This is a genomic window from Polynucleobacter nymphae, from assembly GCF_018882155.1.
Lineage (GTDB): Bacteria > Pseudomonadota > Gammaproteobacteria > Burkholderiales > Burkholderiaceae > Polynucleobacter > Polynucleobacter nymphae.
The window spans coordinates 955,507-968,841 of sequence record NZ_JACVPA010000001.1 but is presented as its reverse complement, the minus strand read 5'-3'; the positions used below and the strand labels follow the sequence as shown (position 1 = coordinate 968,841).

Below are 13,335 nucleotides of genomic sequence, written 5' to 3'. Positions count from 1 at the left end.
TGGGCGCAATGAAAACACTTAAACCCATTCCTATATTTCAATCAGAGCTTGATGAGAGAAGGTTTTGGGAAATCCATGATGCCTCTGACTATTTTGATTTAAATAAAGTATTTAGGGCAGCATTACCAAATCTAAGACCCCATACTGCGACTATTAAGCCTCAAGATGGTGTAATTGGAAAATTCACATAGAGCTTGATTTGTTTAATTAAGGGCGTAAAGGTTGCGCTTGCACCAAAAATAGTATATACTTTATATATATAAACGAGGTGCCATGATGAGAGCTTCAAACGAAAATCTGTTGGTCAAATTCCGTTCTAAAGACACCCAATTTGGCGTGACTCGAACAACGGTTAAAGCAATTGCTAAAGAACTCGATGTAAATGAAACACAGGTTATCCATATGGCCTTGTCAAAATTTGCTACTGATGTTTTACCGTCTTATGCTCCTGATGATGGTCCGCTGACAGCAAAACAAGTTTTGACCTTACGGAAGGATGTAGCAAAGCGCTTACCAAAAGGCAAACTGCTTGCACGCGACGCATTATTTACATGAGTCAGACTTGGATGCTGCCCGCACCTGGCGATATCGTTTGGTGCTTGTTTCCAGAAGTTCCCAATAGTGAGCCAGGACCCAAACCTAGGCCAGCCATAGTCCTGAGTGTTGAGCGTCGGGAGGATGGCAATCAGGTCAGCGTGGTATACGGTACATCCCAGAATCTGACCAGACTAAAAGCTGGCGAGGTGGTAATAACTAAGACTAAGAATCCAGCCGCTTATGCGCTCGCTGGATTAGCTTACGATACAAAGTTTGATTTCAAGGTGATTGTGGATCTGCCGTGGTCTGAGCGCTACTTCAAAGTGCCCGCCAGAAGCCCTCATGGCAATACACCCAAGCTAGGCACTTTGCATGCAACCATTCTTCGCGCTGTTGAAGCGGCTTATCGAGCAGTATTAAGCCGATAGACTGACAAAGATAGATGCTCTGGAGATATCCAAATCAACAATAATTTACGGATACCCATTAAATCTAAAGTTTTATGACAAAGAATGTACCCCCAATCTCTGTGATGAGCCAAGAAGCCATCGAGCGTTTTTGCGATACTTGCTGGCTAGAAGATGGCCTAGCGCAAAATAGTCTGTCCGCATACCGAAGAGACTTGTTGCTACTAGCCCAGTGGCTCTTCAAGAATCATCAATTAGATTTATATGCTGTGACAGAAAAAGATCTGACGGCTTATATTGCCCATCATCGTGCTGACAAGGCAACAACTGCCAATCGCCGCTTAACTGTCTTTAAACGTTTTTATCGGCATGCCTTGCGCATCAATTTAGTGAAGAATGATCCCTGTATTGGTCTGCGTGCTGCCAAGCAAGCACTGCGTTTTCCAAAAACACTCAGTGAAGATCAAGTAACAGCTTTACTCAATGCTCCTGATATTGAAACGCCACTGGGACTGCGTGATCGCACGATGTTAGAGCTGATGTATGCCAGTGGCCTGCGCGTTTCTGAAATCGTTTCTCTTAAAACCGTAGCGCTGGGATTAAATGAGGGTATCGTGCGCGTGGTCAATGGCAAAGGTGGCAAAGAGCGCCTCGTGCCATTTGGTGGTGAGGCAGGGCAGTGGCTCAGAAGGTACCTGGCAGATGCGAGAACTCCGCTACTTGAAGGAAAAACAACCGATGCTGTTTTTGTTGGACGCCATACTGGTACCGGTTTAACTCGCCAGGCGTTTTGGGCCTTGATCAAGCGTTATGCCACCTTAGCCAATATCCCAGTTGCCTTATCCCCCCATACTCTGCGTCATGCTTTTGCAACCCATTTACTCAATCATGGCGCGGATTTAAGGGTAGTGCAGCTACTCTTAGGGCACGCGGACATCTCTACTACCCAGATCTATACCCACGTGGCTAGGGAGCGTCTTAAATCAATTCATCAGCAACATCACCCACGTGGCTCATAAGAAAAGAAATAAGTGTTTAAGATAGCGCTATGACTTTTGATCCCGACATCTTGCTCATTCCGTTTGCCTATTTGATTGGCTCTATCTCTTTTGCAGTGGTGGTGAGTAAATGCATGCGTTTACCCGACCCTCATACTTATGGCTCTGGTAATCCTGGCGCAACTAATGTTTTGCGCACTGGTAACAAATTAGCTGCAGCACTGACCTTTATTGGCGATGCACTTAAGGGTTACTTTGCGGTCATGCTAGCAAGAGTGTTGTTAGGCGATGAGTCTTTAACTTCGACACTAAGTTCTTGGGTCTTATGCGGCGTTGTGCTCGCGGTATTTTTGGGACACCTCTTTCCGATCTTTCATGGCTTTAAAGGCGGCAAGGGAGTGGCAACAGCCTGCGGAATTTTATTTGGCGTAAATGTCATCTTAGGGATGGCTACGCTAAGCACCTGGATCATCGTGGCTGTATTTTTACGCTATTCCTCCTTAGCAGCGATAGCAGCGGCGATTTTTGGTCCGCTCTATTTTGTATTTTTGTTTGGCTTTCAGCCTATGGGTATTGCGCTTCTCGCAGTTTGTCTACTTCTGGTTTGGCGTCACCGTAGCAATATTCGCAATTTAATCAATGGCACTGAGAGCCGTATTGGCTCTAAAAAAGACCTACAGAAAGCCAAATAAAGATCATGACGATTGCCTACGCCTGCCTTCTTTTTATGGGCCTGTTTCCTTATGTTGCTGCGGGCATTGCTAAAAAAGGCTTTGAGAATTACGACAACAGCATGCCAAGACAATGGCTGGCCAAGCAAACCGGCTTTAGAGCAAGAGCCAATGCTGCGCAAGCCAATCTTTTTGAATCCTTACCACTCTTTTTTGCAGCAGTCATCATCGCTAGCATCAACAATGCACCCCAAACCAGAATTGATTTATTAGCGCTCGGTTTTGTGGCAGCGCGCATCGCTTTTTTAATTTGCTACCTTGCCGATTGGCCAACAACCCGAACAATTGTTTGGTCAATTGGGCTGATTTGCGTGATAGCGATCTTCTGCCAGATTTGAATTTCACCATGACTACTACAACACTGAGACATATTACATCCTATGCCAACAAAAAAAGTACCTAGTACTAAAACCACCGCCAAAAAAGCGGCAATCAAAAAAGTAGCCTCAAAAAAAGAGAATGCGGGTACACCTCTATCAGTCATCATTCGCCGCCGTATTGAGGCAAAAAAAGTACGCTTTCATGCAAACGATAATATTGCAGAGTTTATTGAACCAGGCGATTTAGAAGGTTTAGTTGATGAGGTTGCTCAGAAGATGCAAGAAGTGCTCGAGAGTTTGGTGATTGATACAAAAAGTGATCACAACACCCAAGATACCTGCCGACGCGTCGCCAAGATGTATGTGCAAGAAGTGTTTAATGGCCGCTATGTAGTGCAGCCTGCCATGACCAAGTTTCCGAATGTGAGTCATTTAAATGAGCTCATGATTATTGGGCCCATTACAGTTCGTAGCGCTTGCTCTCATCACCTCTGCCCAATCATGGGCCGCATTTGGATTGGTGTCTTGCCTAGCAAAGAGTCAGCACTGATTGGTTTATCTAAATACTCTAGGCTCACTGAGTGGGTGATGTGTAGACCACAGATTCAGGAAGAAGCTGTAGTGGAGTTAGCTGATATGTTTGAGAAAAAAATGAAACCAACTGGTGTAGCCATCGTGATGGATGCTGATCATTTCTGCATGCAATGGCGTGGTGTAAAAGATCGCGACTCTAAGATGGTCAATAGCGTCATGCGTGGCGCATTCTTAAAAGATCCCAATTTGCGCCGTGAGTTTTTATCATTGTTAGAGAAGCGCTAGTCTGATGCGCAAGAAGGTTGGTAACTGTCTTGCGATGACTTTTGCCTTAGGCCTTGTCGCGTGTGGCAGCTTTCCAACCACACATCCCAATCCTGCTAAAAATAATCCTGCGACATACAAAATAGATTTAAAGGATTGTGCTCAATCTTATCCAGAGACTCCTGATGGCGTTTACCTCAAACGACGTATCTCTTGCATGGAACTTAAGGGTTGGAAATAATCATTTCGCAGCTTTAGCGACGTGCAGTTTTTCTTGAGAACAATTCTCAACTATTAATCTATATAAATCATAGAGTTACACTGCCAGCGGCAAGATAAAACCTTCTCCACTATGATCACCTTAGATTTCAAGAGTGCACAAGGTTTTTAGATCGATTGCACAATATTTACTGTTTTATTTTTTGGAGAACCCATGAAAAATAGTCGCCGCCAATTTATGATTTTGTCTGCTGCTGGTGCTTGCACCTTGGCATTGAACGGTAAAGTTCAAGCTCAAGCAATGGTTGCTGAAACTGATCCACAAGCCAAGGCCTTGCAGTATGTTGCAGTCTCTAAGGTCGCTGGCAAGAATTGTGCTAATTGCGCTCTCTACCAAGGCAAAGCAGATTCTGCCGCAGGTGGCTGTGCTTTGTTTGCTGGTAAGCAAGTATCTGGTAAGGCCCATTGCAGCGCTTGGGCCAAGAAAGCTTAAGTATCTTTTTGCTATAGAGCCAGGTACTTTGTTCTTGGCTAATGAAAAGACTGTTTGGCGTAAGCTGGCAGTCTTTTTTATTTTCAATAGATGGAAAGCCATCGTAAGATTTGAATGAAGCATTCATATAGATACCTCAAAAAGCATTACGCTTTTTATTTAGGGGGAGACCAGCCACCAGTAAGTTGGTCGGAGCGCTTGCGCTCAGTGATTGGGGCATTCTTAGGTCTTATGTTGGTGTTCGCTCTCGCTAAATACTTAGGCGAGTGGGGTGGTATCAATGAATGGTTGATGGCTTCCTTGGGGGCAAGCGCTTTACTAGTATTTGCATTGCCAGGCAGCCCCATGGCCCAACCTTGGGCTGTGATTGCTGGTAATACCATATCTGCTTTAGTCGGGATTAGCTGCTTTCACCTGGTCGGTGAGCCATTGCTAGCTTTGCCGCTGGCCGCCGCGCTCTCCATTTTGGGAATGTTTATTCTGCGTTGCCTGCATCCACCAGCTGCGGCTGTGGCCTTAATCGTCGTTTTAGGAGAAATTGGCCGCTACCGCTATGCCTTTTTCCCAGTCATGGTTGATTCAATCTTGTTGATATTAGCAGGGGCAGCCTATAGCAATTTGACTGGCAAGCCATACCCCAATAAGCCTTCAATCTAGGCCCGTAGGGGCTCGCCTTATTTGATTTTGCTGGCTGCTATAGAGACAATACAGTCCTTAATGGTGTAATTTTGGTACTTACCAGCATTTTCCTTGCGGATGGACTGACCGCATTCAGTTAATGAATTGCGTAGCTTAATTTTGGGGATATTGCTCATTGAGAGGACTCCTTGAAAATGGGTATGCTTTTTGATTGTAAGTTAGCGCCATTGTGCGCCTGTACTACTACAAAAGGGATTTTAATAAATTCCAGCTCTTTGCTAAAGTGTGGCAATAAACCCTATAAAATCAGGTTTTCTTACTAAAAAGCATATTCATTGCTTTGAACCTGTTATGGCTTTAGTGATTCCAGTCATTCTTTGTGGCGGCTCCGGTACCAGGCTTTGGCCTTTATCCCGCTCGGGCTTTCCAAAGCAATTTTTGGTGCTCTCCGGTGATGGCTCATCTCACAGTCTATTTCAGCAGGCAGTTAGCAGAATTAACTCAGTCGCCAATTCCAAAATCACATTAGGCAATACCTTGGTTGTGACGAATGAGGATCATCGCTTTTTGGTCTTAGATCAGTTGCGCGAACTGAAGTCCGTCCATGCCACTTTATTACTTGAGCCTGTAGGTCGCAATACTGCCCCTGCACTGAGCATGGCTGCATTTTGTTCGGAAAAATTATCTGCTGACGCTCAAGACCCTATCTTGATCATTACTCCAGCAGATCAAACCATTCAAAATCAAGCTGCATTCACAAAAGCCTTGCAAGATTGCATTGCGAGTGTTGAGGCTACTGAGAAGGCGATTTGTATTTTAGGAATTACTCCCAGCGCTCCTGAAACAGGTTATGGCTATATTGCACGCTCTGCTAGTAAAGATCAAAACAATGCTTACATCGTCGAGCGTTTTGTTGAAAAGCCCGACCTTAAGAAGGCCCAAGAGTACTTAGCCAGTGGCAACTATCTTTGGAATAGCGGCATGTTTGTTTTAAGAGCCAGCACTTGGCTTGCTGCCCTTAAAGAATTTCGTCCTGATATTTTTGATGCTTCTCATAATGCTTGGCAAAGCAAGTCAGAAGATAGCGCCGATGGTGCCCACTTTGTACGCCCAGGTAAAGAAGAATTTAAATCCATCCCTAGTGAATCCATTGACTATGCAGTGATTGAAAAGTGTCCAGGATCTGCTTATCCAATCAAGATGGTTGAGCTCGATGCTGGCTGGAATGATCTAGGCGCTTGGGATGCCGTATGGCAAGTGGGCAAACAAGATTCAGATGGTAATGTGATTAGTGGCGATGCCTTGCTGACCAATTCTAAGAATTCTTTAGTGCATGCAACTAGTCGTTTGGTGAGTGCGGTTGGCATTGAGAATTTAATCATCGTAGAAACTGCGGATGCAGTTTTAGTTGCTGATCGCAGCAATAGTCAAGATGTGAAAAATATTGTGACTCAATTAGAAGCGCAAGGGCGCGAAGAAAAGAATTTACATCGCAAGGTTGCCAGACCTTGGGGTTGGTATGACAGCGTAGATGAAGGTGAGCGCTTCAAAGTCAAACGGATTCAGGTAAAGCCGGGTGCGACCCTGTCACTGCAGATGCACCATCACCGCGCTGAGCACTGGATTGTGGTTAAGGGTGTCGCAGAAATTACTAACGGTGATCAAGTGATTACCTTAAAAGAAAATCAAAGTACCTATATCCCTCAGGGGCAAACTCACCGTTTAGCCAATCGTGGTACTGAGCCCTTAGAGATTATTGAAGTGCAGTCAGGCAGTTATTTGGGCGAAGATGACATCATCCGCTTTGAAGATACTTACGGTAGAAGTTAAAACAAAATATCACTTATATGACAAACACTAAAAAGAATACCCAAAAAGTAGCCCTTATTACCGGCATCACTGGCCAAGATGGCTCTTATCTGGCCGAGTTCCTGTTAGAAAAAGGCTACATCGTTCATGGTATTAAGCGCCGCGCCTCTTCGTTTAATACCGATCGCATTGATCATCTTTATCAAGACCCCCATGTGAACCATCGCGATCTCATTCTTCACTATGGCGATTTAACTGACACTAGCAATTTGGTACGCATTATTCAAGAATGCCAGCCCGATGAAATTTATAACCTAGGCGCGCAGTCACACGTGGCGGTGTCATTTGAGTCTCCTGAATACACAGCAGATGTTGATGCGATGGGACCACTGCGCATGTTAGAGGCCATTCGTATTCTGGGCTTGGAAAAGAAAACCCGCTTCTACCAAGCTTCTACTTCTGAGCTCTATGGCTTAGTACAAGAAATCCCGCAAAAAGAGACTACACCGTTCTATCCGAGGAGCCCTTATGCGGTAGCTAAGCTGTACGCTTATTGGATCACGGTGAACTATCGTGAAGCGTATGGGATTTACGCTTGTAACGGCATTCTCTTTAATCACGAATCTAAGCGCCGTGGCGAAACCTTTGTCACCCGTAAAGTGACTCGCGGTTTAGCGAATATTGCCCAAGGACTGGAGAAATGTCTTTACATGGGTAATATCGATGCCTTGAGGGACTGGGGTCATGCTAAAGACTATGTACGCATGCAATGGCTCATGATGCAACAAGAAAAACCGGAAGACTTTGTGATTGCTACCGGCGTGCAGTTCACTGTTCGTGAATTTATTACCCGCAGTGCCAAGCAATTAGGTATTACCTTGAAGTTTGAAGGTAGCGCTGAAAATGAAAAAGCCATTGTTGCTGCAATTGATGGCGATAAAGCCCCAGCTTTGAAAGTGAGTGATGTGATTATGCAAATCGATCCACGTTACTACCGTCCCACCGAAGTAGAAACCCTCTTGGGAGACGCTACAAAAGCCAAAGAGAAACTCGGCTGGGTTCCAGAAATTACTTTAGATCAAATGATTGTAGAGATGGTGGCCTGTGATTTAGACCAAGCTAAGCAACATGCACTATTGCAAAAGCATGGTTACTCTGTATCGGTTGGCAAAGAAAATTAAATCCTAAAAAATATTGATTTCTATGAGCACAGAGTTAAACCAAAAGATTTATGTAGCGGGCCATCGCGGCATGGCGGGTTCTGCCATTGTCAGAAACTTGCAGGCTAAGGGGTTTACAAACATTGTGACCAGAACGCATGCTCAGTTGGACCTAACAAATCAAGCGCAAGTAAAAGCATTTTTTGAGCAAGAAAAACCTGATCAGGTGTATTTGGCGGCTGCAAAAGTAGGAGGCATTTATGCCAACAATACTTTTCCTGCAGAGTTCATATATCAAAACCTCATGATGGAGGCTAATGTTATTCATCAAGCGTTTGAGACTGGGGTAAAAAGACTCCTCTTTTTAGGCTCAAGCTGTATTTATCCTAAGCTTGCTCCTCAACCGATGGCCGAGAATGCACTACTCACCGGAACTTTAGAGTCAACTAATGAGCCTTACGCAATTGCCAAAATTGCGGGTATCAAGTTGTGTGAAAGTTACAACCGTCAGTACGGGCAAAGCCATGGCATTGATTACCGCTCAGTGATGCCAACCAATCTCTATGGTCCCGGTGATAACTATCATCCAGAAAATAGCCATGTCATTCCTGCACTTATCAGACGTTTTCATGAAGCGAAAGTGAGTAATGCTCCAGAGGTATTGATTTGGGGAACAGGCACTCCTAAGCGCGAGTTTTTATATGTAGACGACATGGCTGCTGCTTCAGTCTTTGTAATGGGGCTCTCTAAAGATATTTATGACCAGCATACCGAGCCAATGCAAAGTCACATCAATGTCGGCTTTGGTGCTGACGTCACAATTGCAGAGTTAGCCAATGCGGTAGCAAATGCCACTGGCTATGCCGGCAGGATTGGCTTTGATATCTCTAAGCCAGATGGCTCTCCAAGAAAATGGATAAACTCATCGCGCATCAATCGTTTAGGCTGGCAAGCGAAAGTAGATCTAGAGGCGGGCTTAAAGTTGGCTTATGCTGATTTCTTAAAGACTCATTCAGATACTTTGCTAGGAAGAGCGTCTTGAGATTTAGTTTTCATACCAATAATCTCTGCTTTCGGGATGCTGAGATTGCGTTATTTGGTTACGCACTCCATTACCTATCACTTTTGAAATGATAGGGCTAGCATGAATAGAGATATGTTTAATCATTACGACCCGCAAAAATTATTGATTCCAGAGTGGCTTATTAAAATGCAGTGTGCCATTTTTGCAATTCTCTGGACTATTACTATGCTGCCCAATGTCTTGATTTTCCGTAATGCTGCCTTAATTATTGGCGCCATCATTGGCGTATATGTTGTCATTAAAGATCGCGATGCCCTGATGACAAAGCGTTCGATTCCACTGGTGATTATTGGATCGCTATTCATATGGGTGACGCTACACCTCCTATTCATTGGGAAAAATCACAGTCTCCAGTGGGATGAATATCAGAGTTTATGGAAGCGTGCATTTTTGGGATCTCTATTTACTTTGGGATTAGGTTTATCACTTATTAATAGTAAAAAAAGTTATTGGGTATTCATCTTTGCCGGAATTTGTGGCCCAGTGTTGATCTATTACCTTAAATATTTAATAAAGCTGTCTTCGGGATATTTTGGATTTTCTATCCCAGAGGCTATGGTCTTGTATACACAGGCAGTTAACTCTTTTTATATTCCTAAAATTAGCTATGTACTTTATTGCCTGCCTGCTTTAGCAATTGCCTTTGGTTGTTTAGCAAAATTACTCAAAAGTAAAGACATCAATTGGATATTTTCGTTCATCTGTATTATGGCAATCATGAGCGTACTAGGTATTTTCTATTTAGAAAATATCAAAAATGGTTTCCTTTATGCATTCCTGCTGACTTTAATATTTTTTATTTCTTTATTTAGCAGCAGAGAAAAAAAATTATCTTTTAAAGGTTATTTTCTCATTGCCATCTTAGGATTTGTGATACTTTTCGCTGTTTTTAATAATCTTCAAATAAATAATTCTTGGAAGACTCTTATTGCTGATTCAAAAGTAGCAATGCAAATGCAGCCAGAAGATGTTTGGATCAAAACTACCTTTAACTACCCGCTTAATGAGAATGGGCAGACAGTCTCACTGACAAATTTTGATAGAATTTTTTATCTATCAACTGCAGTGACTTTTGTAAAGCAGTATCCATTAGGCTATGGTTTGGTGCATAGCTCATTTGGACATATTGCACGTGAAAGCTATCCAAATGCGCCATTGATCCAAAGTCATAGCGGCTGGATGGATCTTGTTCTGGGCTTAGGTATTCCTGGCGCAGCTATTTTGCTAGTTGCCTCGATCCTGGCTATGCTTCGGGTGTCTTCTCTTGGTAGTCCCTGGGGCATATTTGGAGTATGGTCTTTACTAAGCGTGGTTCTATTGTTTCTCACGACAGAAGTGTCCCAAAAAAACTTTGTAGACACTTATGTTTGGCTTGTAGTGTTAGTTGCTAGCCTTGGTTTAAGTGATGCTCAAGGCGAGTCGGCAACCCATAATTTAGTTAAATATGATTAAAAAAGTATTTATCCATCGATTCTTTATGAATCATTGACGAGCAAGAATGAAAACCATACTTAATCTCTTCGCACTTTTAACGCTGAAAGAGAGAGTGCGCGCTCAATTACTTTTATGCATGATTCTAATCATGGCTCTACTGGATGCAGTTGGAGTGGCGTCAATCATGCCACTGATGGCAGTGATTACTAATCCTGGCGTAATTGAAACCAATAGACTATTGGCAATGCTTAACAATGCACTAGGCCGACCAAGCCAGCGTGATTTTTTGCTGATCTTGGGGCTATTCATGTTTATGCTTTTATTGCTATCCCTAGTTTTCAAGGCAGTGACTACTTATTGCCAATTACGCTTTAATCTCATGCGCGAATATAGTATTGGCAAGCGTTTGGTGGAGGGATATCTCCATCAGCCGTATGCCTGGTTTCTGACTCGCAATAGCACTGATTTGGGTAAGAATATTCTCTCTGAAGTGAGTACGGTGATTGATAAGGCCATGATCCCATTCACCATTCTAGTTGCTCAAAGCGCGGTAGCTTTCGCACTCTTACTATTGCTGCTAATAGTTGATCCAGTATTGGCGTTTGCCATAGGCCTTGTCCTTAGTGGCGCTTACAGCATTATTTTTAAACTAATGAGTGGAACATTGAACCGCCTGGGGCAGAATAGTTTAGAGGCAAATGCGAAGCGCTTTACTGCAGTTAATGAAGCTTTTAGTGCCGCAAAAGAAGTTAAGATAGGAGGTCTAGAGGCTAGCTATGTTAGAAGTTTCTCAAAGTCTGCTGAACTTTATGCCAAGTATCAGTCAGCCGCGCTGGCAATTGTCTCGCTGCCACGATTTGCACTTGAAGCTGTTGCCTTTGGCGGGATGATGTTAATGGTTCTTTATTTAATGATGCAAGGAACAAGTTTTTCAGATGCGTTACCAGTGATTTCGCTTTATGCTTTTGCTGGCTATAGGCTTGTACCTGCTTTGCAGCAGATTTACGGCTCACTCTCACAATTGCGCATTACGGGGCCGGCAATTAATGCATTACATGCCGAGCTATCCGAACTCAAGTTTGTTGCTGCGAGTAACACTCCTAATACTCCAATCCTATTTAAGGAATCCATTGCTCTAAATAATATCCGCTATACGTATCCCAATGCTTCTCGACTAACGATAGACGGGCTTAGCATGGTTATTCCCGCTCATCAGGTAATTGGATTAGTGGGTGCAACTGGTTGTGGAAAAACTACTACAGTTGACCTGATTCTTGGGCTACTTGAGGCTCAGCAAGGCACCCTTTGTGTGGATGGCCAAATCATTGATTCAACAAATATACGGCAATGGCAAAAGACGGTTGGCTATGTGCCTCAGCAAATTTATCTTGCCGACGATACTGTGCTATCAAATATTGCATTTGGTGTCAGCGAAAGTGATATTAATCGAGAGGCAGTTGTTCGTGCAGCCAAGATTGCAAATCTTGATGATTTTGTGAGTAATGAATTACCTGCAGGTTATGAAACAAAAGTTGGTGAGCGTGGCGTTCGCCTATCTGGAGGGCAGCGACAGCGCATTGGCATTGCACGCGCTCTTTATCATAATCCACAGGTGCTGATTTTGGATGAGGCAACTAGTGCGCTTGATAATTTGACAGAGCTAGCCGTGATGGAGGCGATTAATAAATTAAGACATGACATTACTATTATTTTGATCGCTCATCGTCTTAGCACTGTCCAGGAATGCGACCAGATCTACTTGCTAGAGAAGGGAAAGGTAGTTGCTCAAGGGGGATATGAGCAACTGAAGGCGACAAGTGAAGAGTTTCAAAAGATGACGAAAGTTTTGGAATGACGACTTTTTCAACTGGGGCCCTGGAAAATAATGGAACCCCACCAATTGCTGCTTTATTACTTGCTGCTGGCTATGGAATGCGCTTGCAACCCCATACAAATGAATGGCCAAAATGTTTGATGCCGGTAGATGGCTCACCACTGCTGCAGTATTGGCTTGAATCGGCTAAAGAGCTTGGTGCAAGTAAGGTGCTGGTTAATCTCCATCATCTAGCCACTAAAGTCGAAGCTTTTCTGATGCGCCCATGTTTTAGGGGTTGGGTAGATTTTGTTCTTGAGTCAAAATTAATGGGTACAGCTGGAACAATACGAGCAAATTATTCTTATTTTGCCAATTCAACGCTATTGCTTGTACATGCTGATAACTATTGTCAGTGTGACTTTGCTGCCTTTTTACGGTATCACGAGACTGAACGTCCAAAGCACTGTCTCATAACAATGATGACCTTTGATACTCATAACCCCAGCGCCTGTGGGATTGTGGAGACTGATGAGCTGGGGGTAGTCACTGCCTTTTATGAAAAAGTGGCTAATCCACCAGGAAATCGGGCTAACGGAGCTGTTTATCTACTTGCGCCTGAAGCCTTAAAATGGATAAAAGAGCACCCTGAAGCCCAAGATTTCAGTACTGAAGTGTTGCCAAGATTCCTTGGTCGTATTGCAACTTGGCATAATGACCAAGTACACATAGATATTGGAACTATTGAGTCTCTATATGAAGCACAAAAGAGTCAAGATATGAAAATACCAAAGAGGGATGTGATTGAAGCTGATGACTGGGAAAAAATGTTTACAAATCACCCCATTCATCAACAATTGAAAAGCGCATTTAATTCAAAGATAAAATAAATA

Annotated in this window: 17 protein-coding genes; 16 read left to right on the top strand and 1 reads right to left on the bottom strand. The window is 43.5% G+C overall.

Annotated elements, in window-relative coordinates; genetic code table 11:
- The first annotated feature begins 8 nt into the window (after positions 1-8).
- The 10 genes from ICN29_RS04950 to ICN29_RS04905 all read left to right on the top strand — a co-directional run bounded on the left by ICN29_RS04950 (position 9) and on the right by ICN29_RS04905 (position 5,160).
- Positions 9-191, top strand: coding sequence for a CopG family antitoxin (locus ICN29_RS04950; RefSeq protein ID WP_216130289.1), 183 nt, complete (start codon positions 9-11; stop codon positions 189-191).
- A gap of 85 nt (positions 192-276) precedes the next feature.
- Entirely contained in the window at positions 277-555 is a 279-nt protein-coding gene (locus ICN29_RS04945) for a hypothetical protein (protein WP_255538067.1), read from the top strand.
- On the top strand, positions 552-965 hold the full coding sequence (locus tag ICN29_RS04940; RefSeq protein ID WP_216130286.1) for a type II toxin-antitoxin system PemK/MazF family toxin: 414 nt from the start codon (positions 552-554) through the stop codon (positions 963-965). The genes ICN29_RS04945 and ICN29_RS04940 overlap by 4 nt, the downstream gene beginning before the upstream one ends.
- Before the next feature lie 74 nt (positions 966-1,039).
- Positions 1,040-1,963 (top strand): site-specific tyrosine recombinase XerD, encoded by a 924-nt coding sequence (gene xerD / locus ICN29_RS04935; RefSeq protein WP_216130284.1) that lies wholly within the window; start codon positions 1,040-1,042, stop codon positions 1,961-1,963.
- 29 nt (positions 1,964-1,992) lie between these two features.
- Complete coding sequence (gene plsY, locus ICN29_RS04930; protein ID WP_216130282.1) at positions 1,993-2,634, top strand: glycerol-3-phosphate 1-O-acyltransferase PlsY; 642 nt, start codon at positions 1,993-1,995, stop codon at positions 2,632-2,634.
- A 5-nt stretch (positions 2,635-2,639) separates the two neighbouring features.
- Entirely contained in the window at positions 2,640-3,011 is a 372-nt protein-coding gene (locus ICN29_RS04925) for an MAPEG family protein (RefSeq protein WP_216130280.1), read from the top strand.
- 42 nt (positions 3,012-3,053) lie between these two features.
- Positions 3,054-3,812: a GTP cyclohydrolase I gene (folE, locus tag ICN29_RS04920; protein ID WP_216130278.1), complete on the top strand. Its 759-nt coding sequence runs from the start codon at positions 3,054-3,056 to the stop codon at positions 3,810-3,812.
- Positions 3,813-3,816: 4 nt separating this feature from the next.
- Positions 3,817-4,032, top strand: coding sequence for a hypothetical protein (locus tag ICN29_RS04915; RefSeq protein ID WP_216130276.1), 216 nt, complete (start codon positions 3,817-3,819; stop codon positions 4,030-4,032).
- Positions 4,033-4,224: 192 nt separating this feature from the next.
- Complete coding sequence (locus ICN29_RS04910; protein ID WP_216130274.1) at positions 4,225-4,503, top strand: high-potential iron-sulfur protein; 279 nt, start codon at positions 4,225-4,227, stop codon at positions 4,501-4,503.
- A gap of 114 nt (positions 4,504-4,617) precedes the next feature.
- Positions 4,618-5,160 (top strand): HPP family protein, encoded by a 543-nt coding sequence (locus ICN29_RS04905; RefSeq protein ID WP_216130272.1) that lies wholly within the window; start codon positions 4,618-4,620, stop codon positions 5,158-5,160.
- Positions 5,161-5,177: 17 nt separating this feature from the next.
- Here the strand turns inward: ICN29_RS04905 and ICN29_RS04900 are convergent, their stop codons facing one another.
- Positions 5,178-5,318: a hypothetical protein gene (locus tag ICN29_RS04900; protein ID WP_216130270.1), complete on the bottom strand. Its 141-nt coding sequence runs from the start codon at positions 5,316-5,318 to the stop codon at positions 5,178-5,180.
- Positions 5,319-5,493: 175 nt separating this feature from the next.
- Between ICN29_RS04900 and ICN29_RS04895 the strand changes: the two genes are divergently transcribed.
- The 6 genes from ICN29_RS04895 to ICN29_RS04870 all read left to right on the top strand — a co-directional run bounded on the left by ICN29_RS04895 (position 5,494) and on the right by ICN29_RS04870 (position 13,332).
- Complete coding sequence (locus ICN29_RS04895; protein WP_216130268.1) at positions 5,494-6,972, top strand: mannose-1-phosphate guanylyltransferase/mannose-6-phosphate isomerase; 1,479 nt, start codon at positions 5,494-5,496, stop codon at positions 6,970-6,972.
- A 17-nt stretch (positions 6,973-6,989) separates the two neighbouring features.
- Complete coding sequence (gene gmd / locus ICN29_RS04890; RefSeq protein ID WP_216130266.1) at positions 6,990-8,132, top strand: GDP-mannose 4,6-dehydratase; 1,143 nt, start codon at positions 6,990-6,992, stop codon at positions 8,130-8,132.
- A 22-nt stretch (positions 8,133-8,154) separates the two neighbouring features.
- Entirely contained in the window at positions 8,155-9,153 is a 999-nt protein-coding gene (gene fcl, locus ICN29_RS04885; RefSeq protein WP_216130264.1) for a GDP-L-fucose synthase, read from the top strand.
- 102 nt (positions 9,154-9,255) lie between these two features.
- The gene (locus ICN29_RS04880; RefSeq protein ID WP_216130262.1) at positions 9,256-10,647 is read left to right on the top strand and encodes an O-antigen ligase family protein; all 1,392 of its coding nucleotides are present in this window, start codon (positions 9,256-9,258) and stop codon (positions 10,645-10,647) included.
- 130 nt (positions 10,648-10,777) lie between these two features.
- Positions 10,778-12,484, top strand: coding sequence for an ABC transporter ATP-binding protein (locus ICN29_RS04875; RefSeq protein WP_216130260.1), 1,707 nt, complete (start codon positions 10,778-10,780; stop codon positions 12,482-12,484).
- Positions 12,481-13,332, top strand: coding sequence for a nucleotidyltransferase family protein (locus ICN29_RS04870; protein WP_216130258.1), 852 nt, complete (start codon positions 12,481-12,483; stop codon positions 13,330-13,332). The genes ICN29_RS04875 and ICN29_RS04870 overlap by 4 nt, the downstream gene beginning before the upstream one ends.
- The last annotated feature ends 3 nt before the right edge of the window (positions 13,333-13,335 follow it).

Bases quoted from the DNA above. Each gene is read 5' to 3' on its own strand.
- ICN29_RS04950 (WP_216130289.1), top strand. From the start codon at position 9: ATGAAAACACTTAAACCCATTCCTATATTTCAATCAGAGCTTGATGAG.
- ICN29_RS04945 (WP_255538067.1), top strand. From the start codon at position 277: ATGAGAGCTTCAAACGAAAATCTGTTGGTCAAATTCCGTTCTAAAGAC.
- ICN29_RS04940 (WP_216130286.1), top strand. From the start codon at position 552: ATGAGTCAGACTTGGATGCTGCCCGCACCTGGCGATATCGTTTGGTGC.
- xerD (WP_216130284.1), top strand. From the start codon at position 1,040: ATGACAAAGAATGTACCCCCAATCTCTGTGATGAGCCAAGAAGCCATC.
- plsY (WP_216130282.1), top strand. From the start codon at position 1,993: ATGACTTTTGATCCCGACATCTTGCTCATTCCGTTTGCCTATTTGATT.
- ICN29_RS04925 (WP_216130280.1), top strand. From the start codon at position 2,640: ATGACGATTGCCTACGCCTGCCTTCTTTTTATGGGCCTGTTTCCTTAT.
- folE (WP_216130278.1), top strand. From the start codon at position 3,054: ATGCCAACAAAAAAAGTACCTAGTACTAAAACCACCGCCAAAAAAGCG.
- ICN29_RS04915 (WP_216130276.1), top strand. From the start codon at position 3,817: ATGCGCAAGAAGGTTGGTAACTGTCTTGCGATGACTTTTGCCTTAGGC.
- ICN29_RS04910 (WP_216130274.1), top strand. From the start codon at position 4,225: ATGAAAAATAGTCGCCGCCAATTTATGATTTTGTCTGCTGCTGGTGCT.
- ICN29_RS04905 (WP_216130272.1), top strand. From the start codon at position 4,618: ATGAAGCATTCATATAGATACCTCAAAAAGCATTACGCTTTTTATTTA.
- ICN29_RS04900 (WP_216130270.1), bottom strand. From the start codon at position 5,318: ATGAGCAATATCCCCAAAATTAAGCTACGCAATTCATTAACTGAATGC.
- ICN29_RS04895 (WP_216130268.1), top strand. From the start codon at position 5,494: ATGGCTTTAGTGATTCCAGTCATTCTTTGTGGCGGCTCCGGTACCAGG.
- gmd (WP_216130266.1), top strand. From the start codon at position 6,990: ATGACAAACACTAAAAAGAATACCCAAAAAGTAGCCCTTATTACCGGC.
- fcl (WP_216130264.1), top strand. From the start codon at position 8,155: ATGAGCACAGAGTTAAACCAAAAGATTTATGTAGCGGGCCATCGCGGC.
- ICN29_RS04880 (WP_216130262.1), top strand. From the start codon at position 9,256: ATGAATAGAGATATGTTTAATCATTACGACCCGCAAAAATTATTGATT.
- ICN29_RS04875 (WP_216130260.1), top strand. From the start codon at position 10,778: ATGGCTCTACTGGATGCAGTTGGAGTGGCGTCAATCATGCCACTGATG.
- ICN29_RS04870 (WP_216130258.1), top strand. From the start codon at position 12,481: ATGACGACTTTTTCAACTGGGGCCCTGGAAAATAATGGAACCCCACCA.